Origin of the sequence: Pseudomonas sp. NBRC 111130 (assembly GCF_001320485.1) — a bacterium.
GTDB lineage: Bacteria > Pseudomonadota > Gammaproteobacteria > Pseudomonadales > Pseudomonadaceae > Aquipseudomonas > Aquipseudomonas vlassakiae.
Genome location: NZ_BCBG01000102.1, coordinates 72,175 through 97,473 on the forward strand (window position 1 = coordinate 72,175; position 25,299 = coordinate 97,473).

Annotated in this window: 18 protein-coding genes and 1 pseudogene; 9 read left to right on the top strand and 10 right to left on the bottom strand. The window is 64.6% G+C overall.

Features of this window, described 5'->3' with window-relative positions; all coding sequences use genetic code 11:
• The first annotated feature begins 109 nt into the window (after window positions 1-109).
• The 5 genes and pseudogenes from APH33_RS23875 (at window position 110) to APH33_RS28090 (ending at window position 5,996) form a co-directional block, all read left to right on the top strand.
• Window positions 110-2,254: a DUF1631 domain-containing protein gene (locus APH33_RS23875; protein ID WP_054887509.1), complete on the top strand. Its 2,145-nt coding sequence runs from the start codon at window positions 110-112 to the stop codon at window positions 2,252-2,254.
• Between the two features lie 89 nt (window positions 2,255-2,343).
• Window positions 2,344-2,916, top strand: coding sequence for a 1,6-anhydro-N-acetylmuramyl-L-alanine amidase AmpD (gene ampD, locus APH33_RS23880; RefSeq protein ID WP_054887510.1), 573 nt, complete (start codon window positions 2,344-2,346; stop codon window positions 2,914-2,916).
• Window positions 2,913-3,755, top strand: a complete 843-nt coding sequence (gene ampE / locus APH33_RS23885) for a regulatory signaling modulator protein AmpE (protein ID WP_054887511.1) — start codon at window positions 2,913-2,915, stop codon at window positions 3,753-3,755. The genes ampD and ampE overlap by 4 nt, the downstream gene beginning before the upstream one ends.
• A gap of 1,179 nt (window positions 3,756-4,934) precedes the next feature.
• A pseudogene (locus APH33_RS28085) lies at window positions 4,935-5,138 on the top strand (HAMP domain-containing protein); the annotation flags it as partial.
• A 153-nt stretch (window positions 5,139-5,291) separates the two neighbouring features.
• The gene (locus APH33_RS28090) at window positions 5,292-5,996 is read left to right on the top strand and encodes a methyl-accepting chemotaxis protein (protein WP_371263271.1); all 705 of its coding nucleotides are present in this window, start codon (window positions 5,292-5,294) and stop codon (window positions 5,994-5,996) included.
• Window positions 5,997-6,097: 101 nt separating this feature from the next.
• Here APH33_RS28090 and APH33_RS23895 read toward each other — a convergent pair whose 3' ends face one another.
• Together APH33_RS23895 and cra are read right to left on the bottom strand one after the other, a co-directional pair.
• On the bottom strand, window positions 6,098-6,895 hold the full coding sequence (locus APH33_RS23895; RefSeq protein WP_054887513.1) for a TatD family hydrolase: 798 nt from the start codon (window positions 6,893-6,895) through the stop codon (window positions 6,098-6,100).
• Window positions 6,896-6,897: 2 nt separating this feature from the next.
• The gene (cra, locus tag APH33_RS23900; protein ID WP_054887514.1) at window positions 6,898-7,893 is read right to left on the bottom strand and encodes a catabolite repressor/activator; all 996 of its coding nucleotides are present in this window, start codon (window positions 7,891-7,893) and stop codon (window positions 6,898-6,900) included.
• Between the two features lie 297 nt (window positions 7,894-8,190).
• Here cra and ptsP point away from each other — a divergent pair, with 297 nt between their 5' ends.
• Genes ptsP through APH33_RS23915 form a run of 3 tightly spaced genes read left to right on the top strand, consistent with a single transcriptional unit; the run spans window position 8,191 to window position 13,714 of the window.
• Window positions 8,191-11,043 carry a phosphoenolpyruvate--protein phosphotransferase gene (ptsP, locus tag APH33_RS23905; protein WP_054887515.1) on the top strand — a complete coding sequence of 951 codons (2,853 nt, stop codon included), beginning with the start codon at window positions 8,191-8,193 and terminating at the stop codon, window positions 11,041-11,043.
• Window positions 11,043-11,990 carry a 1-phosphofructokinase gene (gene pfkB, locus APH33_RS23910; protein WP_054887516.1) on the top strand — a complete coding sequence of 316 codons (948 nt, stop codon included), beginning with the start codon at window positions 11,043-11,045 and terminating at the stop codon, window positions 11,988-11,990. Before ptsP ends, pfkB begins: the two co-directional genes overlap by 1 nt.
• A complete protein-coding gene (locus tag APH33_RS23915; protein ID WP_054887517.1) occupies window positions 11,987-13,714 on the top strand; it encodes a PTS fructose-like transporter subunit IIB in 1,728 nt (575 codons plus the stop codon). Before pfkB ends, APH33_RS23915 begins: the two co-directional genes overlap by 4 nt.
• Before the next feature lie 121 nt (window positions 13,715-13,835).
• Here APH33_RS23915 and APH33_RS23920 read toward each other — a convergent pair whose 3' ends face one another.
• Entirely contained in the window at window positions 13,836-14,057 is a 222-nt protein-coding gene (locus APH33_RS23920) for a DUF3820 family protein (protein ID WP_054887591.1), read from the bottom strand.
• A 201-nt stretch (window positions 14,058-14,258) separates the two neighbouring features.
• On the opposite strand from APH33_RS23920, the gene APH33_RS23925 reads away from it, so the two are divergent.
• Window positions 14,259-14,735, top strand: coding sequence for a PA2169 family four-helix-bundle protein (locus APH33_RS23925; RefSeq protein WP_054887518.1), 477 nt, complete (start codon window positions 14,259-14,261; stop codon window positions 14,733-14,735).
• Here the strand turns inward: APH33_RS23925 and APH33_RS23930 are convergent.
• The 7 genes from APH33_RS23930 to APH33_RS23960 all read right to left on the bottom strand — a co-directional run bounded on the left by APH33_RS23930 (window position 14,732) and on the right by APH33_RS23960 (window position 24,777).
• On the bottom strand, window positions 14,732-16,228 hold the full coding sequence (locus APH33_RS23930; protein WP_054887519.1) for a diguanylate cyclase: 1,497 nt from the start codon (window positions 16,226-16,228) through the stop codon (window positions 14,732-14,734). The two genes, APH33_RS23925 and APH33_RS23930, sit on opposite strands and share 4 nt — an antisense overlap.
• Window positions 16,229-16,413: 185 nt before the next feature.
• Entirely contained in the window at window positions 16,414-17,748 is a 1,335-nt protein-coding gene (locus tag APH33_RS23935) for an OprD family porin (protein ID WP_054887520.1), read from the bottom strand.
• 204 nt (window positions 17,749-17,952) lie between these two features.
• Window positions 17,953-18,174 carry a hypothetical protein gene (locus APH33_RS23940; protein ID WP_054887521.1) on the bottom strand — a complete coding sequence of 74 codons (222 nt, stop codon included), beginning with the start codon at window positions 18,172-18,174 and terminating at the stop codon, window positions 17,953-17,955.
• A 288-nt stretch (window positions 18,175-18,462) separates the two neighbouring features.
• A complete protein-coding gene (locus APH33_RS23945; protein ID WP_054887522.1) occupies window positions 18,463-19,866 on the bottom strand; it encodes a heavy metal sensor histidine kinase in 1,404 nt (467 codons plus the stop codon).
• Window positions 19,841-20,515, bottom strand: coding sequence for a heavy metal response regulator transcription factor (locus APH33_RS23950; protein ID WP_054887523.1), 675 nt, complete (start codon window positions 20,513-20,515; stop codon window positions 19,841-19,843). Before APH33_RS23950 ends, APH33_RS23945 begins: the two co-directional genes overlap by 26 nt.
• Before the next feature lie 9 nt (window positions 20,516-20,524).
• The gene (locus tag APH33_RS23955; RefSeq protein ID WP_054887524.1) at window positions 20,525-23,617 is read right to left on the bottom strand and encodes a multidrug efflux RND transporter permease subunit; all 3,093 of its coding nucleotides are present in this window, start codon (window positions 23,615-23,617) and stop codon (window positions 20,525-20,527) included.
• The gene (locus tag APH33_RS23960; protein ID WP_054887525.1) at window positions 23,614-24,777 is read right to left on the bottom strand and encodes an efflux RND transporter periplasmic adaptor subunit; all 1,164 of its coding nucleotides are present in this window, start codon (window positions 24,775-24,777) and stop codon (window positions 23,614-23,616) included. The genes APH33_RS23955 and APH33_RS23960 overlap by 4 nt, the downstream gene beginning before the upstream one ends.
• Between the last annotated feature and the right edge of the window lie 522 nt (window positions 24,778-25,299).

Genomic DNA, 25,299 nt, shown 5'->3' on the forward strand with positions numbered 1-25,299 from the left:
AGTGCTGGCAGCTTTCGGCATTTTTATCGATAATGGCGCCCAACATTTGGCGTCATAGCTTTGACGATTTCTCGCCGTATCGATTACGTCACCCAGCAAGGAGTCCGGGATGCAAAAAGAAGGCAAGGTGGTGCCCCTCTCGGCCGCCATCGATCGGGGCGCTCGCACGCCTTTGCCTTGCCTCCCGGTGTTGCTCCTGCAGGTGCGTGACAAGGCCGCGCTGCAAATGCGTCAGGGCTTGCAGGCGATGTTCGACAATGCCGACGATACGCTGTTCGAAATGGCCGATCGGGCGGTGGACCGGTTCGACCAGAACCTCTACTTCGAGGCCATGCGCGACCTGCGCCTGAAGCGCAAGCACATCGAACGCGGCTTTCTCGACATCTTCTACGACACCTTCGCCCGGATCGGCCAGTTCGACCCGCTGGGCCAGATGGCGGCGAAAACCAAAGCGCAAAAGGAGCGTACCGCTGCTGTCGATGGCATGGTTGCCCGCGTGCTGTCGCGCGACGGCGTCGCCCTCGAGCAATTGGGCCAGCGTTTGCAATGCCTGCTCTTGCGCAGCTTCGACGAACAGCAGAACCCGTTCGGGCCTGCTGCACTGTGTGGTTACTTCCTCGATGCCGGGCGCAACTTGGGCGTCGGCCTGCGGGTCAAGCTGATTCTCCTGAAGCTGTTCGAGCGTTATGTGCTGCGTGACGTCGACGTGCTTTATGCAGAAGCCAACCAGTTGCTGGCCGCTGCGGGCGTGATGCCCGAGCTGCAGGCGGCTCCGCGGCGGCGGGCCGAGGACCGCCGCCTGGGTACACGACGCGTGTCGGCCAACCTCGAGGCCGATGCGATGGGCGCTGACAGTGCCGGGCAGGCTTTCATGCGGTCGCTGGAAGGGCTGCTGGCCCCCTGCAGAGGCCGTGTTGCTCCTCGCCTGCAAGCCGCCACCGCCGCCCAGCCGATCAGTACTGCCGACCTGCTGCGCCTGCTTTCGCACCTGCAGCACTACGTGCCGGCAACGACCGACGATGACGACTTCGACCTGGACCAGCAGCTTGAACAGCTGCTGCTGCGGGTCAGCGTGCGCAGTGGCACCCGCCGGCGCATCGCCTGCGCCGACGAGGACACGATCAACCTGGTCGGCCTGCTGTTCGCCTGCATCGCTGCCGACGACAACCTGCCGCAGAGCCTGCGCGCACTGATCGTTCGCTTGCATATTCCGCTGCTCAAGGTAGCGCTGCTGGACAAAAGCCTGTTCAGCCGTGCCAGCCACCCGGCGCGGCGCCTGCTCAACGAAATCGCCGCTGCTGCGATCGGCTGGGAAACCGGCAGCGAAGGCATGCGCGACAGCTTGCATCTGCGCGTGGAGCGCATCGTCCAGCGCTTGCTCAACGATTTCACCGAAGACACCATGCTGTTCGCCGAGCTGCTCGATGATTTCCTCGCCTTCAGCCAGGACGAGCGCCGGCGCAACGAGCTGCTCGAGCAGCGCACACGCGATGCTGAAGAAGGACGCGCCCGTGCCTTGCAGGCACGTCATCAAGTGCAGCAAGCGCTCAACCAGCGTCTGCGCGGGCGCACCCTGCCGCAGGGGGTGGTGCACATGCTGGTGCACGCCTGGAGCCAGGTACTGTTGATGGCCTGGCTCAAGCAGGGCCAAGCGTCCCCAGCCTGGCAGCAGGGGCTGGAGACAATGGATACCTTGCTTGCCAGCATCGCCCCGCATCAGCAGCCGCAGGTGTTGTTGCAGCAAGTGCCTGGCCTGCTCAAGGCCCTGCGTGACGGCCTGGCCAGCGTGGCGCTGGACTCGGCTGCCACCCGCGAGTTCTTCCTGCAACTGGAGCAACTGCACTTGCGTGCCTGCGCGGGGGCCGACCAGCCAGCCGGCAGTGGTGAACTGGCTGAAGTGCTGGTGGCCGAGGACATCGTGCTGGCCATCGCCGAGGAGTCCGTCTGCGCACCGCTGCTTCAACGCGATGAGCAAGCGCCAGAGCTGCGCCTGGTGCAGCGCCTGCGGATCGGTACCTGGGTGGAAATGCTCGATGACGACGAGCCGCTGCGCTGCAAGCTGGTGGCGCGCATCGACAGCAGCGACCGGCTGGTCTTCGCCAACCGCACCGGGATGAAGGTGCGCGAATGGAACACGGTCGGCCTGGCGCAAGCCCTGCGCCGAGGCGAGGCGCGGTTGCTGGATGATGGCCTGCTGTTCGAGCGGGCCCTGGAAACCGTACTCGAAGGCCTGCGTCAGCAACAGGTGAATTGAGCCGACGGCATTACAATCATTCACATGCACTGCGGCCCATGCGCAGGGCATACTGCGGCTCTGTACCGGCGCTTTTCAGGATCTGCCCCATGCAATTGGACCGTGCCACTGGCTGGTTCCACGGAATCGGAATCACTCACTGCCCTTCACCGAACTTCAATGCCCGCCCGGAGGGTGAAGCGATTTCCCTGCTGGTGATCCACAACATCAGCCTGCCGCCAGCCTGCTTCGGTAGCGGCAAGGTGCAGCAATTCTTCCAGAACCGCCTGGATCCTGATGAACACCCGTACTTTGCCAGCATCAGCCACCTGACGGTGTCGGCGCACCTGTTCGTCGAACGCGACGGTGCGGTGACTCAGTTCGTGTCGCTGCTCGACCGCGCCTGGCATGCCGGTGTATCCAGTTTCGACGGGCGTGAGGGCTGCAACGACTTTTCCATCGGTATCGAGCTGGAAGGTACCGACGACCTGCCCTATACAGATGCCCAATATGCGGTGCTGAAGCATCTGACCCGGCAGATCCAGGCCGCCTGGCCGGTGATCGACCTTGACCGTATCCAGGGCCACTGCGATATCGCTCCGGTGCGCAAGACCGACCCCGGCCCGGCGTTCGACTGGGCGCGTTACCGCAAGGCGGTGAAGGACAACGAGGACGACGCATGAGCTTTCTGGTGCTGTTACTGACGCTGTGGATAGAGAAGTTTTCTGCCCTGCGCCATCAGGTGCAACGGGACGGGTTCTTCCTGGGCGAGCTGGTGCGCCTGGAGCGCAGCGGCAAGGTGCATCCCGGGTGGACGCTGGCGATCCTGGTGCTGGCGCCGGTGGCGCTGCTGGTGCTGTTGCTGCACGTGCTGGACCCTGTGGCCTATGGCTTGCTGGCCCTGCCGGTGCACCTGCTGGTGCTGATCTATAGCCTGGGGCGTGGCGATGCCAAGGGTTCCCTGGGGCCGTTTCGCGATGCCTGGCGGCGTGGCGACGACCAGGCCGCGCTGCATGTGGCCGAACGTGACCTGGGCCTGGCGGCCGACGAGCCGCACAGCTTGCTGGTCCGTGTGCAGGGTTACCTGTTGTGGCAGGCCTACCAGAGCTTTTTCGCGGTGATCTTCTGGTACTTCGTGCTTGGCCCAGGCGCGGCCCTGGCCTACCGCCTGCTGGCGTTGACGGGCGAGCATAGCCGCCAGCCTGCGCTGAAGACCCGCGCCGAACAGTTGCGGCACATCATGGACTGGCTGCCGGTACGCGTGCTGACCCTGAGCTTCGCGCTGGTCGGCAACTTCGTTGCGGTGATGCGGGTGATGCTGCACGAGTTGCTCAACTGGCACATCAGCGCCGGGCACCTGGTGGCCAGGGTCGGGCGCATCGCCGATGACGTTGCCGATGACAACCCCAGGGAACAAGACCCACAACGCGGCCTGGGGCGGCTGGACAGCCTGTGGGACTTGCTGCTGCGCTGCGCGGTTTTGTGGTATGCAGGGTTTGCCCTGTGGACAGTGCTGGTGTAGGAGCGGCCTTGTGTCGCGAAAGGGCTGCAAAGCAGCCCCAGGTTTTCAGCGTCAACGCACAAATTGCAGGGGCCGCGTTGCGGCCCTTTCGCGACACAAGGCCGCTCCTGCTAAGAGGGCGCTGCTAGCTGTTGATTAACCTTAAGTTACAAACCTCCGATTCGATCTGCGTTATACAGGTGGCCGAGTGCTATCTCTGCAGAACAACAAGAATCCATGGAGGTGCCCGTGAAGCGTCTGCTCTACCCGGCCATCGCATTGATGAATCGGCTGAGCTTCGGCCAGAAGTTCAGCCTCATCAGCGTCCTGTTCTTCCTGCCCATGCTGGCCACCAGCTTTTATCTGGTGCGCGATGCCTACCATCAGTTCCATGCCACCCGCGTCGAGTTGCAGGGCATTGCCCCGCTGGCGGACAGCCTGTCCCTGCGCGCCGACCTGGAAGCGCTGGGCAACCTGTTGCAGATCAATGCCGTGCTCGGCCAGTCGGGCCAGGCCGGGGATGTAGAAACGCAAATCGCAGCGCTGCAGGACCAGCTCCAGGCACAGCTGCACAGGCTGCAAGGCGATGAGGCGGTGCCGCCAGACAAGCTCGAAGAGTTGACTGCGGCATTTGTCGCCGCCCGGTCAGAGTCTTCGTTGCAGAGCAAGGCGGCCCTGTTCGACAAGCTGCAGGCCCAGGGCCAGCTGCTGGGCAAGCAGGTGGCCAGCCAGGCTGGCTTGAGCCAGGACCGCCAGGCTTCGGTACGCCAGTTGAGCGAACTGCTCGGGGGCGCCACGGCGCAGGTTACCCAGACGCTCGGAGAGGGCAGGGCCCTCGGCGCCATTGCGCTGGGAAGGGGGTTCATCGATTCCTCGGGCAGCGCCCGTTTCGAAGATGTGCTGCAACGCCTGGAGCGTCTTGCGGCAGATTATGCCCTGCGCCTGAACGACGCCCTGGCCACGGACCCCGGCGCTACAGCGGCTTTAAAGGTCGCAGCGCAAGCCAGCCAGGCGACACTCAGACAGGCCGCGGCGTTGTTCGAAGAGCAAGTGGTCGTGGCGCAGACCCTCGATGCCCCATGGCCGGGGTTCTATCAGCAGGTCAGCGAGCTGATGACACAGACGTATCGCCTGAATGATGCCGTACTCGGGCATCTGCAGGCGCAGCTTCAGCAACGCTTGGCCGAGCAACGCTTGCGCATGCTTGCCCTGGGCGCGGTCCTGGCCGGTGTTTTCGTGTTGATCCTGTATTTGTACGGCGGTTTTTATGTCTCGACCCGGGCAACCCTGCGCCGCCTGGGGGGGGCCATGGACAAAGTGGCGGCGGGCGACATGACGGTCAGCTTCCAGGCGCACAGCCGTGATGAACTGGGTGAACTGGGCCAGGGTTTCAGCGAAACCGTGCGGCGTATCCGCAGCCTGATCGACCAGGTCGGGCGCACCGTGGTGGCCGTCGAAGAGCAGGCCGGGCAGGTGCTGGCGGTGTCGGCGCGGAGCAATCAGGCGGTCAGTGGCCAGCGTGAACAGATCGAACAGGTGGCCACGGCGATGAACCAGATGAGCGCCACCGCGCAAGAGGTGGCGCGCAGTGCCGCGCTGGCGGCCAACGGCGCCCAGCAGGTCAATCTGGAAAGCGTCAGCGGCCGAACCTTGGTGGCCAGCCAGCAACAGAGCATCGGTCGCCTCGCCGAGGAAATCGACCAGACCGTGCTGGCAATCAATCGGCTGGCCGATGACAGCCAGGCCATTGGCCAGGTGCTGGAGGTGATTCGCAGCATTGCCGAGCAGACCAACCTGCTGGCGTTGAACGCCGCCATCGAAGCGGCGCGGGCCGGTGAGCAGGGCCGGGGATTTGCCGTGGTGGCCGATGAAGTACGTACCTTGGCCCGGCGTACCCAGGACTCCACCGCGCAGATCGCGCAGATGATTCAGCGTCTGCGCGATGGCGTGGAGCAGGCGGTGCGGGCGATGCACAGCAGCCATGAGATGGCTGCGGGTACTGTGGATGAAGCACGCCAGGTCCAGCAGGCGTTGGGCAACATCCTTGGGGCAGTGGGAGGCATTGTCGAGCAGAACCAACAGATCGCCGCGGCGGTGGAGCAGCAGACGGCGGTCGCCCATGACATCGACCGCAACATCGTCGCGATCAACCGGGCGTCGCAGGATACGACCCAAGGCGCTTGCCAGGCCGAGGATGCCAGCCGGGTGCTTTCGTCGCAGGTAGTGGAATTGAAGCGTTTGATCGGGGCATTCAGGGTCTAGGGCCGACTCATGTGTTGCCTGCTCTGGCCCCTTCGGGGGTAAACCCGCTCCCACAGGGACCCGCAACACCCAGGCTCAGTGAAATACCTGTGGGAGCGGGTTTACCCGCGAAGAGGCGAGTGCTGCCAGCCAAAAAGCTCACAGGCATTCCTGCTGCTGACCTCAGCCAGTGTCTCAGCCTCGATGCCCATAAGCTCGGCCAGCGCTTCGGCAATCTCGGGCAGATGCTCCGGGCTGTTGCGCTGGCCGGCAAACATCGCCGGGGCCATGTCGGGCGAATCGGTCTCCAGCACGATGCTGTCCAGCGGCAGGCGCGGCAGGGTCCTGTGCAGACGCAACGCCTGCGGCCAGGTCGCTGCGCCGCCCAGGCCAAGCCGGAAGCCCAGCTTGATGTACTCGCGCGCCTCTTCGTAACTGCCGGCAAAGGCATGGATCACCCCTGCACGCGCCGGCTTGTAGCGCTTGAGCGTGGCGATCACCTGGGCATGGCTGCGGCGCACATGCAGCAGGGCAGGCAGTGCGAAGTCGCAGGCCATCTGCAGCTGGGCTTCGAACAGCGCCTGTTGGCGTTGCTTGTCCAACGCTTCGAGGTAGTAGTCCAGGCCGAACTCGCCAACCGCGCACAGCCGTGGGTCGCCATGCAGGCGCTGCAGCCACTCGCGCAGTTGCGTCAGGTGCTCCGGCCGGTGCTGCTCCAGGTAGACCGGGTGCAACCCCAGGGCCGCATGCACGCCGTCTTCGGCACAGGCCAGGTCCCACACCCGCTGGAAATTCGCCTGGTACACCCCCAACACCACCATGCGCTCCACCCCGCGCGCCGCCGCATTGGCCAGCAGGCGCGGGCGGTCGGCGTCGAAGTCGGGGAAGTCCAGGTGGGTGTGGGTGTCGATCAGGCGCATGGTCAGGCCGCGCTGATGCGTTGCTTGAAGGTTCGGCCAATGGCGTGCACGCCTGGCTCGTAGCGCTTTTCCTCGATGGCGACCAGGGCCAGCTCCAGTGCGGTGGCGGCGATCAGGCCGTGCTGCTGGGCCATGGCGTTGACCGGCAGCGGCAGGAAGTCGAGCAACTGGTTGTCGCCGAAAGTGCCCAGGTGCAGCTGGCGCGAATCGGCCGGGCGCGTCTGCAAGGTGTCGAACACCCCTTGCAGCAGCACATACGAGGTCGTTACCAGGGCGTCCGGAAGGCCGCCATGCTCGTCGATCAGCTGCTGCATCAGGCGTTGGCCGCATTCACGGCTGAATCCCTCGCCCTGATAGCGGCGGATCACCCCGGCAAACCCTTGCATCGCTTCGTCGAAACCACCGGCGCGGGCCTGGCTGACCGACAGCTCCGGGCGGGCACCGATCAGTGCAATGCTTTTCGGCGCGGTGGCCAGCAGGCTGTCGGCCAGTTGGCGGCTGGCATCGCGGTCGTCGCTGATCACCGAGCAGAAGTGCGCCGGGTCCAGGCGCCGGTCGATGGCGATCACTGGCAGGCCTTTGTCCTGCAGCTCACGGTAGCTGTCGTCCTCTGGCGGCAGGCAGCTGGCGACGAACAGGGCATCGCAACGGCGGGCGCGGAACAGCTGCTGCAGCTGGCGCTCGCTGTCGGGCTGGTCGTCGCTGCTGGCGATCAGCAGCTGGTAGCCCCGGGCGCGGGCGCCTTGTTCCAACTGTTTGGCGATGCGGGCATAGCTGGGGTTCTCCAGATCCGGGAGAATGAAGCCCAGGGTACGGGTGTGGCGGCTGCGCAGGCCGGCTGCTTGCGGGTTGGGCGTGAAGCCATGGGCCTCGACCACCGCACGCACCCGCTCGACAGTGCTGTTGCTGATGCGCTGCTGTTCGGCCTTGCCATTGATGACATAACTGGCAGTGGTCACTGACACACCGGCCAGACGGGCGATATCGCTGAGTTTCACCGAATTTTCCTTGTTATTACCGGGACTGGCTACGGAACCAGGACCGGGTAGTTTGACCCGGGTTGGCCGCCACGCGCAGACGACCATTGTCGCAATTGTCCGACAGGATGGGGCTTTTTCCTCGGAAGATTATCGAGTAACGTGGCCGCTTGGTCAGATTAAACGTTTCAGCTATTGATTTTTCTGCCTCGACTGTCGGCCTTGCAAGGCCGTCGAACTGGCTGATTCCGTGAATATCACAACAATACCTCAGTACCCGGCATCAAAACCAAGCCGGGGCTGCAAAAGGAGAAGGTCATGCTCGAGCTCGCCAAAGAGCAGATAGCCATGGGCCAGAAGGCCGCCGACAAGTCAGCGGCGCTGCGCCTGCTGGCGGAGCAGCTGGTTGCCGACGGCCTGGTTGCCGACGGTTATCTCGACGGCCTGCAGGCGCGCGAAGCGCAAGGCTCGACGTTTCTTGGCCAGGGCATCGCCATCCCGCATGGCACCCCGCAAACGCGCGAGCTGGTGTTTGCCACCGGCGTGCGCCTGCTGCAGTTCCCTGAAGGTGTGGACTGGGGGGATGGCCAGATCGTCTACCTGGCCATCGGCATTGCCGCCCGTTCCGACGAACATCTGCGCCTGCTGCAGCTGTTGACCCGTGCCCTCGGTGAAACCGACCTGGCCGAGGCGCTGCGCCGGGCCAGCTCTGCCGAGGCGTTGCTCAAACTGTTGCAAGGTGCGCCGCAGGAACTGGCGCTGGATGCGCAGCTGGTCGGCCTGAACCTGCCGGCCGAAGATTTCGACGAGCTGGCCTGGCGCGGTGCGCGTCTGCTGCAGCGCGCCGGTTGTGTCGACAGCGGCTTCGCTGCCGTGCTGCAACAGGCCGACCCCCTGCCACTGGGTGAGGGCTTGTGGTGGCTGCACAGCGAGCGCCAGGTGCGTCAACCGGGCCTTGCCTTCATCACCCCGCAGCAGCCCCTGCGTTATCGCGACCAGCCGCTCAATGGCCTGTTCTGCCTGGCCAGCCTCGGCGCGGCCCATCAGGCGCTGCTTGAGCGCCTGTGCGAAGTGCTGATCGAAGGCCGTGGGCAAACCCTCTACCAGGCCACCAGCAGCCGCGCCGTACTGGAGGTGCTGGGCGGCGAGGCTCCGGCTGACTGGCCCAGTGTGCGGATCGTGCTGGCCAACCCGCATGGGCTGCACGCTCGCCCGGCGAAGGTGTTGGCGCAGCTGGCCAAGGGCTTCGAAGGCGATATCCGTGTGCGTGTGCTCGACAGCGCGCAGCCGGCGGTGTCGATCAAGAGCCTGAGCAAACTGCTCAGCCTCGGCGCCCGCCGCGGTCAGGAACTGGAGTTGACCGCTGAACCGTCGATCGCCGCGGATGCCTTGCCAGTGCTGCTGGCCGCGATCGAACAGGGCCTGGGCGAAGCGGTTGAGCCGCTGCTGCCAACCCCCAGCCCAGTCGTCGCCAGTGCGGCCGCACCGCTTCAGGCGCCTGCTGCCGGCAGCTGCGTCCAGGGGGTCAGTGCATCCCCCGGGATTGCCAGCGGGCCGGCGCATGTCTGCGTCGAACGGGATATCGACTACCCACTGCGTGGCGAGTCGCCCGCCCAGGAGCGCTTGAAACTCCGCGATGCACTGGAGGCCGTGAACGGCGAGTTGCAGGCGCTGGTGCAGCGCAGCGACCCGTCGATTGGCGAGATATTCGTCACCCATCAGGAAATGCTCGCCGACCCGGCCCTGAGCGACGATGTCGACGCTCGCCTGGCACAGGGCGAGAGTGCGGCCGCCGCCTGGATGGCGGTGATCGAAGCGGCAGCGCGCCAGCAGGAAGCGCTGCACGATGCCCTGCTGGCCGAGCGTGCTGCCGACCTGCGCGACATTGGCCGCCGGGTGCTGGCCCAGCTGTGCGGCGTGCAGGCCCAGGCCGAGCCTGAGCAACCCTATGTGCTGGTAATGGGCGAGGTTGGCCCATCCGATGTCGCCCGCCTGGACCCGGCCCGTGTCGCTGGCATCGTTACCGCCTACGGCGGCGCCACCGCGCACAGCGCGATCGTGGCCCGTGCCCTGGGTATCCCGGCGGTGGTCGGCGCGGGCCCGGCGATCCTGCTGCTCGCGTCCGGCACGCCGTTGTTGCTCGACGGCCAGCGTGGCAGGGTCAGCATCGCCCCGCCCGCCGACCAGCTGCAGCGCGCCCTGGCCGAGCGTGACCTGCGCGAACAACGCTTGCAAGCCGCCTGGGCCCAACGCCATCAGCCGGCGGTAACCCGCGATGGCCATGCCGTCGAAGTGTTCGCCAATATCGGCGAGAGCAGTGGCATCGACAAGGTGGTGGACCAAGGCGCCGAAGGCGTTGGCCTGCTGCGTACCGAGCTGATCTTCATGGCCCATTCGCAGGCCCCCGACGTGGCTACCCAGGAAGCGGAATACCGCCGCGTGCTCGATGGCCTCGGCGGCCGGCCACTGGTCGTGCGCACGCTCGATGTGGGGGGCGACAAGCCACTGCCGTACTGGCCGATCGATGCCGAGGAAAACCCGTTCCTCGGCGTGCGCGGCGTGCGCCTGACTTTGCAACGCCCGCAGATCATGGAAGACCAGCTGCGCGCCTTGCTGCGCGCCGCCGATCAGCGTCCCTTGCGCATCATGTTTCCCATGGTCGGGCAGATCCACGAATGGCGCGAAGCGCGTGCGATGGTCGAGCGCCTGCGCCTGGAAATCCCGGTCGCCGACTTGCAGGTCGGGATCATGGTCGAGGTGCCGTCCGCCGCCTTGCTGGCGCCGCAGCTGGCCCGTGAAGTGGACTTTTTCAGTATCGGTACCAACGACCTGACCCAGTACACCCTGGCTATCGACCGTGGCCATCCGAGCCTTTCTGCCCAGGCCGACGGGCTGCACCCGGCGGTGCTGAGCCTGATCGACATGACCGTGCGTGCCGCCCACGCCGAAGGCAAGTGGGTGGGCGTCTGCGGCGAACTGGCTGCCGACCCGCAAGCGGTTGCCGTGCTGCTGGGCCTGGATGTCGACGAGCTGAGCGTGGCTGCCCGCAGCATCGCCGAAGTCAAAGCCCTGGTGCGCCAGGTGGATCACCAAACGGCCCGCGCCCTGGCGCGCGAGGCCTTGCAACAGGACAGCGCTGCGGCGGTTCGCGCGCTGGTGGAGCGTTACTGATGGCCAAGATTCTCACCCTGACCCTGAACCCGGCGCTGGACATTACCGTCAGCCTCGACGCCTTGCGCCCAGGCCATGTCAACCGTGCCCAGGCCCAGCAAAGCCACGCTGCAGGCAAAGGCCTGAACGTGGCCCAGGTGCTGGCTGATCTGGGCCACAGCGTTACCGTCGGGGGCTTTCTGGGCCGCGACAACCTGCAACCGTTCGAAGCGCTGATCGCCCGGCGCGGGTTTGCCGACTGCTTCGTGCGGGTGGGCGGTGAAACCCGCAGCAACCTCAAGCTGGTCGAAGCCGATGGCCGGGTCACCGACATCAACGGCCAGGGGCCGGATGTCGACGATGCCGACCGCGCCGAGTTGTTGCGCCGCTTGCAGCAGGTAGCGCCCGGGCACGACGCGGTGGTGGTCGCCGGCAGCCTGCCGCGCGGGATCAGCCCCGAGTGGTTCCGCCAGCTGCTTGAACAACTGCGGCAGCAAGGGCTGAAGGTGGCGCTCGACAGCAGTGGCGAGGCATTGCGTGCTGGCCTGCAGAGTGCCCCCTGGCTGGTCAAACCCAATACCGAAGAGTTGGGCGAAGTGCTCGGTCTGGCCGTGCATACCGCCGCCGAGCAACGTGCCGCGGCCCAGCAACTGCTGGCCAGCGGTGTCGAGCATGTGGTGGTGTCGGCGGGCGAGCAGGGAGTGAGCTGGTTCACCGCTGGCCAAGCGCTGCAGGCGCGGCCGCCGCAGGTGCGGGTAGCCAGTACCGTGGGCGCGGGAGATTCGCTGGTCGCGGGCATGGTCCATGGCCTGCTGGCGGCGGAAAGCCCGCAGCAGACCTTGCGCCGCGCCACCGCCATCGCCGCACAGGCGGTGACCCAGGTCGGCTTCGGCATCTGCGACCACGAGCAGCTGGTGCGCCTTGAAGCCGCCGTGCAACTGACAGAACAACAAGAGGGTTGCCGATGAACATCGCCATCGTCACCGCCTGCCCCAATGGGCAGGTGTCCAGCGTGCTCAGTGCCCGCCTGCTGGCGGCTGCCGCCCAACGCCGCGGCTGGAGCACCAGTGTCGAAGTGCAGGATGCCGAACATCCTGAACGCCAACTGACGCCTGCGCAGATCGCCGAGGCCGATTGGGTGCTGGTGGTCAGCACCGGCCCGGTCGACCTCGCGCGTTTCACCGGCAAGCGCGTATACCAGAGTACCCCGGCCCAGGCCCTGGCCGACCGCGAGGGCTTTCTCGAGGAGGCGGCAGGCAAGGCCGCGGTGCTGGCCGAGCAACCGGTTAGCGTCGCCCCTTCAGCGGCTGTACGGATTGTTGCGGTGACCGCCTGCCCGACCGGCGTCGCACATACCTTCATGGCTGCAGAAGCCTTGCAACAGGCCGCGCAACAACGCGGTTACCAGCTTGCTGTCGAGACCCAAGGCTCGGTCGGTGCGCGCAACCCGCTGTCGGCCCAGGCCATCGCGCAGGCCGATGTGGTGCTGCTGGCGGCGGACATCGAGGTGCCGACGGCACGCTTTGCAGGCAAGCGTATCTACCGTTGCGGCACCGGTATCGCTCTCAAGCAGGCGCATGCGACCCTGGAAAAGGCCTTGGTAGAAGCCAAGGTTGAAAGTGTTGGGGATGCAGCAGCGGCCCCGGCCCAGGCTGAGAAAAACGGCGTCTACAAGCATTTGCTCACCGGTGTCTCGTTCATGCTGCCGATGGTGGTGGCGGGTGGCTTGCTGATTGCCCTGTCATTCGTGTTCGGCATCGAGGCCTACAAGCAGCCGGGCACCCTGCCGGCCGCGCTGATGCAGATCGGAGGCGAGGCGGCATTCAAGTTGATGGTGCCGCTGCTTGCGGGATACATCGCCTGGTCCATCGCCGACCGCCCGGGCCTGGCGCCGGGCATGATCGGCGGGCTGCTGGCCAGCACCTTGGGTGCCGGTTTCATTGGCGGCATCGTCGCCGGCTTTCTCGCCGGCTACAGCGCCAAGGCCATCGCCCGCTGGGCGCGCCTGCCGAGCAGCCTGGAGGCACTCAAGCCGATCCTGATCATCCCGCTGCTGGCCAGCCTGTTCACTGGCCTGGTGATGATCTATGTGGTCGGCCAGCCAGTGGCGGCGATGCTCGAAGGGTTGACGCACTTCCTCGACAGCATGGGCACCACCAACGCCATCCTGCTCGGGTTGCTGCTGGGTGGCATGATGTGCGTGGACCTCGGTGGGCCGATCAACAAAGCCGCCTATGCCTTCTCGGTGGGGCTGCTGGCCTCTTCGAGCTATGCGCCGATGGCGGCGACCATGGCCGCCGGCATGGTCCCGCCGATCGGCCTGGGCATCGCCACCTTCCTCGCCCGCCGCAAGTTCGCCCAGAGCGAGCGTGAGGCGGGCAAAGCGGCGCTGGCGCTCGGGCTGTGCTTCATCTCCGAAGGTGCGATCCCGTTCGCCGCCAAGGACCCGCTGCGGGTGATCCCGGCGAGCATTGCCGGTGGTGCATTGACCGGCGCGCTGTCGATGTACTTCGGCTGCAAGCTGATGGCACCGCATGGCGGGCTGTTCGTGTTGCTGATCCCCAATGCGATCAACCATGCGCTTTTGTATCTGCTGGCGATTGTGGCGGGGAGCCTGGTGACGGCAGTGGTGTATGCAGTGATCAAGAAGAGCGAGCGGGCGGAGTTGGCTGTGGCGCCGGTGAAAGGCTAGAGCATTCTGTTGCCAGTGCCGGCCTCTTCGCGGGCACGCCCGCTCCCACAGGGATCGCATGATCCACGGATCAGTAGAATTCCTGTGGGAGCGGGCATGCCCGCGAAGGGGCCAGCACAGGCTACCGGCAATGCTTCTGCCGCAACGGCACCAGCAGATCGGCCAAGCCGTTGTGGTCGATCTCGTGCATCAAGGCCAGTAACCCACCCAGTTCCCCTGCAGGAAACCCTTTGCGTGCGAACCAGGCCAAGTAATCCCCTGGCAGGTCGGCAATAATCCGTCCCTGGTATTTGCCAAAAGGCATGCTGCGGGTAACCAGCAGTTCGAGCATTTCCGGTTTCATCGACGAAGCCTGGCTGTGAATGTGCGGCGACCATACTGCAATCTGCACGACTACCCAAGCGGCAATCATGCATAACGCCGTTTCGCTGTTCGGTTATCTATTTTTTAAGTTACTGATTTAAAACGATTTAATTGCATTGCTTAGCTTGGCATGAAGGCTGCTCTGGTAATGGTGACTATCACCTGCCAAGGAGTTTGTGCCATGAGCAACCCCAACAAAGACGTGATCGACGTGCTCAACGACCTGATCGAGTACAGCAAGGATGGCGAAAAGGGCTTCAAGGCCTCGGCCGATGATGTGAAGAACCCCGAACTCAAGGCGTTCTTCGTCCAGCGTGCCGGTGAGTGCGCCAATGCAGCAGCCGAGCTGCAGAGCGAAGTGCGCCGCCTGGGCGGTGACCCGGAAACCTCCACCAGCATCAGCGGTGATTTGCACCGTGGCTGGGTCAATCTCAAGTCGATGGTCACCGGCAAGGATGAGGAAGCGGTGCTCAATGAAGTCGAGCGCGGCGAAGACCATGCCCTCAAGGCCTACAAGGAAGCCCGTGAGAAACTGGTCAAGCTGGGCCGCCAGTCCAGCGATCAGAGCTACGCGCTGGTGGAAAAGCAACTGCAGGGCGTACAGCGCAACCATGACCAGGTGAAGGCGCTGCGTAACGCGGCCCGCGCACGCTCCTAATCGAGTGGCCCCTCTACGCGGTTACGGCCATTGGCCTTGGCCCGGTAGAGGGCTTCATCCGCAGCACCCAGCACCTGCGCCAGGTCCTGCTGGGTGCCTGGGGTGAAGACACTGACCCCAATGCTGACGGTAACCGAGCGCTCGTCGTCGCCGAATGGCGCTAATCCTTGCACGCGCGCGCGGATGCTTTCAGCCAGCAGCAATGCGCCGCTCAGTGCGGTTTCAGGCAAGACCACCTGGAATTCCTCTCCGCCGTAACGTGCTGCCAGGTCAGCAGGTCGGCGGATGCACTGTTGCAGCGTATGGGCCACCTCGCGCAACGCGTGGTCGCCTCCGGCGTGGCCGTGCCGCTGGTTGAATGCCTTGAAATGATCGATATCCACCATCAGCAGTGCCAACGGTTTGCGGTTGCGCACGGCACGTGACCATTCCTGCCGCAGCACTTGATCCAGCCGGCGACGGTTGGCCAGGCCGGTCAGGCTGTCGGTGGCGGCGAGTGTTGCCAGGCCTAGTTCGGCTTCGTGGCGCCGGCGTAGTTCGCGGCCCAGCAGCAGGCTCAGCCAGAGAATGCCGATACACAGCACGCCGGTTGCGACGCTGACAACAATGGCGGTACGTCGCCACGACTGGAACACTTCCTCGGCCGAATGCACCACCAGCACGATCAGGGGAAGGTCGGCAACCCGGGCGAAGGTATAGATGCGCTGGGTGCCATATATGCTGGACCTGGCGGTGAAGCTGCCGCTGCGTTCGCCCAGGATGCGTTTGAAGTTGGGCCGGTCGCCGAAGTTGGTGCCAATCAGCGGGTCCTTGTCCCGGGTTGGCTGGCGGGCGAGCAACTGGCCGTCGGTATTGAGCAGGTTGATGCTGCTCTCATCACCGATGTCCAGGCGTTGGAACAGCTGATTGAAATAGGACAGGCGCAACGCGCCTGCGGCCAACCCTGCAAAGGAACCGTCATCCGCAGAGATGCGCCGGCTGAAACTGATGCACCAGTCGAGGTCGCCCAGCCTTGCCTTGAAGGGTGGGCTGATGAACAGGCCGAGGCGCGGGTTGTCGCGATGAGCCTGGAACGCCGGTGTGTCGGCGAAGTTGGCCTGGCGTGGTTTGATGCTGATCGAGTCACCTACCACATCGCCTTTGGCATTCAGCCAGAGGATGTCACCTCGCACCGGGGCGGCGAAGGTCTGATTGAACAGGATCTGCTGGCGCAGTTCGGGGGCAACCTTCAATAGCTCCGGGTGTCGCACGGCCCAGATCAGTCCGCGCAGGGACTGATCGTAGAGTTCGACGTTGCGCAGGATATCGCTTTCGATCAACTGCACGATGTTGCTGGAGGAGCGTATCGCCGATTGCTCGACGTTATCGCGCTCGCGAGCCAGCAAGTAGCCGACGATGGCCACGATGGCGAGCACGGCAAGGCAACTGCCCAGGTTGAGGATCAGCTCGGGGTGCGACCTGTAGAAAGCGAAACGCGGTGATCGAGTGGGCATGCGCGCTACTGCTGAGGCAGGGCCATTTGCGGCGGGCGACATTCTAGGGAAGCGTGGATTGTCGGACAAGATTTGTCCGACGGAAATGCTTGTGGGCCAGCTTTGAGCCTAATCGCGACACCAGGCCCCGTAGGAGCGGCCTTGTGTCGCGAAACGAGGGCAAAGCCCTCGCCAGCGGCCTCAGATCAGAAAATGTTCAGTGGGTAATCGACGATCACCCGCAGTTCATCGTTGTCGCTGTTGCTGTCGATCGATGCATAGCCCTGGCTACCCCGGTGGGTGGCGTAGCGCAGCTGCACCGCCAGATCCTTCAGGTCGCCTTCCTGGAACACATACTTCACATCCAGGTCCCGCTCCCAGTGCATGGCGTTCTTGCCATCGGCGCGGTAGTAGTCGTAGTGGCTGGTGTCCTGGGTGGCCTTGGTCAGGTCTGCCTCACCGCGCGAGTACGACAGCGAAGTGCTCAGGCCCGGGATGCCGATACCGGCGAAATTGTAGTCGTACTGCAGCTTCCACGACCGCTCGTTAGGGGCGTTGAAGTCCGAATACATGCGCGAGTTGTCCAGGTACACGCTGTCGCCCAGGTTGATGTAGTCGAACGGCGTGTTGCCGTTGACCCGCTGGTAGGCGGCAGTGACGCTGTGGTAACCGGCGTTGACCGTGAAGTGCACGCTGTAGGTGTTGTTGTCGATCTTGCCCAGCAGCGCCTGGCCGGTGTCCTGGGTGTGATAGAAGTGCACGCCTGGGTTGAGGCTGACCAGGTCGTTGACCACGTAGGTGTAGTCGAAGTCGGCGTAGTACTGGTTCCAGATATCCTTCAGCTCGGCCGCGTACAGGTTGGTGGTGATGTTCTCGGTACCGCTCCACGACGCGCCCGCCCAGTTCAGGTGTTTGCTCTTGTCGTGTTCGTCCAGGGCGCCGTAATAGGTGTCGATACGACGGTGGCCGCTCTGGTTGTACGGGTGGGTGAAGCTGACCTGGCCGCCTTCGAGCAGCAGGCCATCGATGCTGTGGTTGGTCAGGCTCACGCCGCGGAAGGTCTGCGGCAGCATGCGGGTTTCACCGCCCGCGATCACCGGGTTGGTGATGAACAGGTCACCGGCTTTCAGCTCGGTGTCGAATGCCTTGAGCTTGACCGCTGCACCGGCGGTGGAGAACGAGTGCGGGGCAGCGCCCAGTTCACCGTTGTCCTTGATGTGCTCGGGCAGGATGCTGGTGCCGGCATGGCCGCCACCGCCGTCGAGCTTCAGGCCCAGCATGGCATGGGCATCGAGGCCGAAGCCGACCACGCCCGGGGTGTAACCGGATTCGAAACGCGCTACCGCGCCCTGGCCCCACTCGCGGGTGTCGCGCACGTCGGCGTTGTGGTTGTCGCGGTTGAAGTAGGCATTACGAAAATGCAGGTTGAAGGACGAACCTTCGATGAAGCCATCAGCCTTGTCTTCATCTGCCTGGGCGGCGAAAGGGATCGTTGCAGTCAACGCAATGAACAGCGGGGTAAAGCGAAACGCGGAAGGCACCGGTACTAGCTCCTTTGGTCTGGCGGTGGGGCAGTTTTTATTTTTGAATGTGCATCTTTTTATAGGGGTACGTTACAGCGGGGCTGAGAGTTAGCGCACATAAAAAAAGCCGCTGATCGGCAGCGGCTTTAAAAGGCTAACATATCGGCACCAACGGTGCCCATGGCGTAGCCAAGGGAAAACGGGAGCGGGTGCGACGCGCGATCAGCTATCGGCATTGGCGTCGCTGGAAACTTTAGCAGCTGTCTGTTCTGCGTCTTTTCCGGCGTCGGCCTTGTGTGCCAGGGCTTCGCGGGAGTCTTGGTGAACAGCGGCAAGTTCTGCAGTGCGAGCAACGAAAGCCGGGGATTCTTCGGCCATGGCCAGGGGCGACAACAACAGGGAAGACAGAACGAAAACGCTGGCAATACCCATACTGTTGGACATGTTTGAAACTACCTTCTTGCGGGGCAAGTGCTATGAGGACGGGTGTAAAGTTAGTCCTTAAAGTGCTGCGGAAACAGCGTCATTGGCGATAAGCACTGTTGCGCAAAAGGTAATGATGGCGAAAAAGGCAATAGGACTTTGGCCGCAAACCACCGTACTAGACAGCTTGCGCGTTTTTTGTAGGAGCGGCCTTGTGTCGCGAAAGGGCTGCGAAGCAGCCCCAGCAATCTACGCCATAGCAGAAAATCTGGGGCCGCTTCGCAGCCCTTTCGCGACACAAGGCCGCTCCTACACTGGTCGCGCAGGCTTCAGGATCGGCAGGAGCATGCCAAAGGTGTTGGCGCCGTCACCGCTGCGCACGAACACCTCCCCGCCATGCATCAACGCAATCGCCTTGACGATCGCCAACCCCAATCCATGGTTGCCACCACCACTGTTGCTGCGCGCCGCATCCACCCGGTAAAACCGCTCGAACAGCAAAGGCAGGTGCGCATCGTCGATGGCCGGCCCTGGGTTGCTCACCGCAATGCAGACCTGTTCCGCCCCAGCCTCGATATGCACGCGAATGACCTGGTGCGGCGCCGTGTGCTGCACTGCGTTGTTCAGCAGGTTGATCAACGCCCGGCGCAGCTGGGCCTTTTCGATGGGCGCATAGGCGTCGCCGCTGACGGTGACGCTGACCTGGGCGTCTTCGAGGATGTAGTCGAGGTAATCGAGGGTGGTGGCCACTTCCTCGGCCAGCGAGGCTTGGGTCAGGGCGGTGGCCTTGCTGCCCTGGTCGGCGCTGGCGAGGAACAGCATGTCGTTGATGATGCTGCGCAGGCGCTCCAGCTCTTCCAGGTTCGATTGCAGCACTTCGAAGTAATGCTCCGCACTGCGCCCGCGGGTGAGCGCGACCTGGGTCTGGCCGATCAGGTTGGTCAGCGGCGAGCGCAGCTCGTGGGCGACGTCGGCGTTGAAGGCTTCGAGCCGCGAATAGGCCTGGCTGACCCGGTCCAGCGCAGCATTGAAGGCACCGGCGAACTGCGCCAGTTCCGGTGCCAGGTTGTGCGTCTGCAAGCGGCCATCCAGGCGCGGCGGTGCCAGTGCCTGGGCCTCGACCGACAACGCCAGCAGCGGTCGCAGGCCGATGCGCGCCACCCAGTAACCCAGCACCGAAGCCAGCAGCACACCGAGCACTGCCAGGCCGACGATGGCCACCAGCAGGCTGTGCTGGGCCTGCCAGAACGTCTCGGTGTCGATGCCGATCAGAAATCGCAGCGCCGGGCGCTCGCCCAGGGCCGGGTGTTCGCTGACCAGCACCTTGTACGGGTAAGGGCGTTCGGGCAGGTGCAGCTCGCGCATCCCCGGCGGGCCTTCGGCAAAGGCACGGACCAGTTCGCTGGGGCGGCCATATTCGTAGGCCGGGTTGCTGCTGACCACCCAGAAGCGGATGCGCTTGTCCTCCTCGCTGAGCAGGTTGAGCTTGTTGTTGATCTTGGCCCAGTGCTCAGGTGTGCCGAAGCGGTTGAGGGTGGACTCGAGCACGCTGAAACGCGCATCCAGTTCGGCGGCCGGCAGCAGGTCCAGGCTGCGGTCGACCTGGCGGTACAGCGCCGAGCCGATCAGCACGAACACCCCGAGCGCCACCAGGATGAACAGTGCCGACAGGCGCAGGGCGATGGAGTTAAGCGGCGCGGTTTTCCAGGACATAGCCCATGCCTCGGATGGTGTGCAGCAGTTTGTTGTCGAACGGCCCGTCGAGCTTGGCGCGCAGGCGCTTGATCGCCACCTCGACGACATTGGCGTCGCTGTCGAAGTTGATGTCCCAGACCAGCTCGGCAATAGCAGTCTTGGAAAGGATTTCGCCCTGGTGTCGGGCCAGCACACTGAGCAGCGAGAATTCCTTGGCGGTGAGTTCCAGGCGCTGGCCGGCGCGGCTGGCCTTGCGCGCCATCAGGTCGATCCACAGGTCGCCGACCTGGATCTGCAATGGTTCGTGGGTGCTGCTGCGGCGCGTCAAGGCCTGCAGCCGGGCGACCAGTTCAAGGAACGAGAACGGCTTGCCCAGGTAATCGTCTGCGCCTTCGCGCAGGCCATGGATGCGGTCTTCGACGCGCTCGCGGGCGGTGAGCATGATCACCGGCGTCTGCTTGCGCGCCCTTAGTGCGCGCAGTACGCCGTAGCCGTCCAGGCCCGGCAGCATCACGTCGAGCACGATCACTGCGTAGTCGCCTTCAAGGGCCAGGTGCAAGCCGTCGATGCCATCGCGCGCAAGGTCGACGGTAAAGCCCTGCTCGGTCAGGCCGCGGTGCAAGTAGTCGGCGGTTTTTTCTTCGTCTTCGATGATCAGCACACGCATGGTCTTGTCCTAGCTGGCACTTGGCGCCACCGCACGGGCGGCCTGGCGGCGATGGAACAGGCGCTCCAGGGCCAAGTATATGGCCGGGGTGGTAAACAGTGTCAGCGCCTGGCTCACCAGCAAACCGCCGACCACGGCGATGCCCAGTGGTTGGCGCAGCTCGGCGCCGGCGCCAAAGCCGAGCATCAGCGGCACCGCGCCGAGCAAGGCGGCGAGGGTGGTCATGATGATCGGCCGGAAGCGCGTCAGGCACGCCTGGTGTATCGCCTGCTCGGGTGTCATGCCCTGGTGGCGCTGGGCTTCGAGGGCGAAGTCGATGAGCAGGATGCCGTTCTTCTTGACGATACCGATCAGCAGCACCACGCCGATCAGGCCCATGATGCTGAAATCCTGGCCCATGGCCCAGAGCAGTATCAACGCCCCGAGCCCGGCCGAGGGCAGGGTGGAGATGATGGTCAGGGGATGGACGAAGCTCTCGTAGAGCACGCCGAGGATGATGTACACCGCCACCAGCGCGGCGAGAATCAGCCAGGGTTGGCTTGCCAGCGAACTCTGGAAGGCCTGGGCCGCGCCCTGGAAATTGCCACTGATCGAGTCGGGCATGCCCAGTTCGCGCTGGGTGCGTTCGAGGATCGTCACCGCATCGCCCAAGGCCACGCCGGGGGCCAGGTTGAACGACAGGTTGGCGGCCGGGAACAGGCCGTCGTGGCTGATCGACAGCGGGCCGGTACTGGGTGGCGCGACATGCGCCAGGGCCGAAAGCGGCACCATCTGGTTGGTCAGCGGCGAGCGCAGGTAGAAGAAGTTCAGGCTCTCGGCCTTGCCGCGCTGCTTGGCGTCCAGTTCGAGGATCACTTTGTACTGGTTGGTCTCGGTCTGGAATTCGCTGATCTGCCGCTGACCGAAGGCATCGTACAGCGCCTGGTCGACATCCGTGGTGGTCAGGCCGAAGCGCGCCGCGGCCTGGCGGTCGATGCCGATGCGGGTGACGCTGGCGCCCAGTTGCAAGTCATTGGACAGGTCGCGGAACACCGGGTTTTCCCGCAGGCGGTCGGTCAGGCGCTGGGTCCAAAGGTTCAGGGCCACGCCGTCGTTGCTCTTGAGCACGTACTGGTACTGGGTGCGCGACGGGCCGGAACTGAGGTTGATGTCCTGGCCGGCGCGCATGTACAGGACGATGCCCGGTACCTGCGCCAGTTTCGGCCGCAGGCGGTCGATCAGCTCGCTGGCCGACACGTCACGCTCACCGCGTGGCTTGAGGGCGATCCAGAAACGGCCATTGGCGATGGTCTGGTTGCTGCCGGTGACCCCCACCGAATGCGAGTATGCCTGCACTGCCGGGTCGTCACCGATGATCTTCGCCAGCGCCAGGTGCTTCTCGACCATCGACGGGTACGACACGTCCGCCGCCGCCTCGGTGGTGCCAAGGATGAAACCGGTATCTTGCAGCGGGAAGAAACCCTTGGGGATGCCGACATAACCGACCACCGCCAGGGCCAGGGTCACGCCGAACACGGCAAGGGTCAGGCGCTGGTGGGCGAGGGCACGGTCCAGGCCTTTTTCGTACCACTTCACCAGGCGCTCGCCGAAGCCACCGTGGTGCTCGCCGGGCGGGCGGCGCATGAACAGCGCGCATAAGGTGGGCGCCAGGGTCAGCGACACCATCACCGAGATCAGGATGGTCGAGGTGGCCGTCAGGGCGAACTCCTTGAACAGCCGGCCGACCACGCCGCCCATGAACAGCAGCGGGATGAATGCCGCGATCAGTGAGAAGCTGATCGACACCACGGTGAAGCCGATTTCCCCCGCACCCTTGAGCGCAGCCGTGCGGCTGTCGTCACCGGCCTCCAGGTGTCGGTGGATGTTCTCCACCACCACGATGGCATCGTCCACCACGAAGCCCACCGAGATGACGATGGCCACCAAGGTGAGGTTGTTGAGGCTGAAGCCCATGACGTACATCAGCGCGCAACTGGCGATCAGCGACACGCCGAGCACGCTGGACACCACCAGGGTCGCCGACCACTGGCGCAGGAACAGCGCCATCACCCCGATCACCAGGGCTACGGCGATCATCAGGGTCAGTTCCACCTCGTGCAACGAGGCGCGGATGGTCTGGGTGCGGTCCTGCAGCACCGACACTTCGATGGAGGCCGGGAGCATTTCCTGCAGCTTGGGCAGCGCCGCCAGCACCCGGTCGACGGTGTCGACGATATTCGCCCCGGGCTGGCGGAACACCACCAGGTTGAGCCCCGGCTGGTCGCCGGACCAGGCTTTGACGTAAGCGTTTTCGGCGCCATTGATGACCTTGGCCACGTCCCTGAGGTGCACCGGTGCGCCGTCGCGGTACGAAACGATGAGTTGGGCGTAGTCCTCAGGGTGGAACAGCTGGTCGTTGGCGGCGAGGGTCGAGACGCTGTGCTCGCCGTACAACGCGCCCTTGGCCAGGTTCAGGCTGGTCTGCTGGATGGCCAGGCGCACATCGGCGAGGGTCAGGCCGATGGCGGCGAGTTTTTCCGGCTGGGCTTGCACGCGGATGGCCGGGCGCAGCTGGCCGGTTATGTTGATCAGGCCTACCCCTTCGATCTGGCTGAGCTGGCGCGCCAGCAGGGTTTCTGCATAGTCGCTGAGGTCATTGCCGGGCATCTGCGCGGAGCTGACGGTGAGCACCAGGACCGGGCTGTCGGCTGGGTTGACCTTGCGCCAGGTCGGCGGGTTGGGCAGGTCCTGGGGCAGGCGGGCGGTGGCGGTGTTGATCGCCGCCTGGACTTCCTGGGCGGCGGTGTCGATGTTCTTGTCGAGGGTGAACTGCAGGATCAGCGTGGTCGAGCCCAGCGCGCTGCTGCTGGTCATCTGGGTCATGCCGGGGATGGCACTGAACTGCACTTCCAGTGGCGTGGCCACCGACGATGCCATGGTTTCCGGGCTGGCCCCGGGCAGCTGGGTGGTGACCTGGATGGTCGGGAAGTCCGCTTCGGGCAGCGGTGCCACCGGCAGCCGCGGGAAGGCGATGGCGCCCAGCAGCACGAGGGCGAAGGTCAGCAGCAGGGTGGCGATCGGGTGGTCGATGCACCAGGCGGAAATACCGTTGCGGGTATTCATGGCTGGCTCCTGCGCTCAGCCATTTCCGCCGGTGGTGGGGCGTCCGGAGTCACCTCGACCCGCGAACCGGGCTTGAGCCGGGACTGGCCGTCTAGCACCAGGCGCTCGCCCGGCTTGACCCCGGCGATGATGTTCAGGCTGCTGTCCTGGTACACCACCTTGACCGGCACGGCGGTGACCTTGTCACCGTCCAGGCGGTAGACGAAGTGCCCGTCGACGCCACGCTGCACCACCGGCGGCGGCACCACCAGGGCGTTTTCATCTACCGCGGTGCGCAGGCGGATGGTAACCAGTTGCCCCGGCCACAGGTGGCCGTCCTTGTTGTCGAATTCGGCCTTGACCCGCACCGTGCCGGTGTTGGCCGAGATCTGGTTGTCGATCAGCGCCAGGTGGCCTTCGCCGAGCAGATTGCGTTCGCCATCGGCATCCATGTATGCCTCGACCAGCGCCGGGGTTGGCGCCTTGAGCAGGGCCTGCAGGGTCGGCAGCATCTGTTGCGGCAGGGCGAACTCGACGGCGATCGGGTCGATCTGGGTGACGCTGAACAGGCCTTGGGTATCCGTGGTGCGCACCAGGTTGCCGGGGTCGACGTTGCGGATGCCGACACGCCCGGTCACCGGAGAGCGGATCTGCGTGTATGACAGCTGCACCTCGGCATTGGCGATGGCCGCCTGGTTGCCCTTGACCGTGGCCTGCAGCTGGTTGACCAGTGCCTGTTGCTGGTCGAGGGTCTGCTTGGACACGCCATCGTCGGTGCTGAGCAAGCGGTAGCGCTTGAGGTCGACACCGGCCACCTGGATCTGCGCCTGGCTCTGGCCGAGCTGGGCACGGGCCTGGTCGAGCGTGGCGCGGATTGCGCGGTCATCCAGGGTGGCGAGCAGGTCGCCTTCCTTTACCCATTGGCCTTCCTTGACCAGCACCTGGGTCAGTACGCCTTCGACTTGTGGCCGCACTTCAACGCTGTGCAGCGACAGCACCGAGCCGATGGCGCTGGCGTAGCGCGGCACGTCTTGTTGAGCGACGCTGACCACCCGCACCGGGATCGCCGTTGGCGCATGCGTGGTGGTGCTTTGCTGGCGCTGGCCATACCAGGTACCCACGGCCACCACGGCGAGCAGCGCCAACGCGGCGAGAAGGATGGAACGGGAAGGACGTCGCATCGGCGCGGGCACCTTGGCCAAGGGGTGGGGAAGGGAGGTGTGTATTGGAGTTTATAGCGCTGTGACCGGGTCGGCAGCGTGACAGCTGGCTGACAGCAGTGACAGGTTGGGTTCTGTGTTGGGCTTGCGGGTGCCTGGCTGGAGGTTGTTGTGGGCTTTGGGGGGCATGGCTTGAGGTGATTTTGGGCTTTGGGGTGCATGGCTTGAGGTAATTTTGGGCTTTGGGGGGCATGGCTTGAGGTGATTTTGGGCTTTGGGGTGCATGGCTTGAGGTAATTGTGGGCTTTGGGGTGCATGGCTTGAGGTAATTGTGGGCTTTGGGGTGCATGCCTTGAGGGTAGTTGTGGGCTTTGGGGTGCATGCCTTGAGGTAATTGTGGGCTTTTAGGGTGCCTGCCTAGAGTGCTGTGGTGATGCTGAAATCGAGCGCCGCCCGCGCGGCGCATCGCGGGCAAGCCCGCTCCCACATCTGTTTCGGGCCAGTTACTCCTGTGCCGCCAACAGGGACCGCCTTGTTTGTATG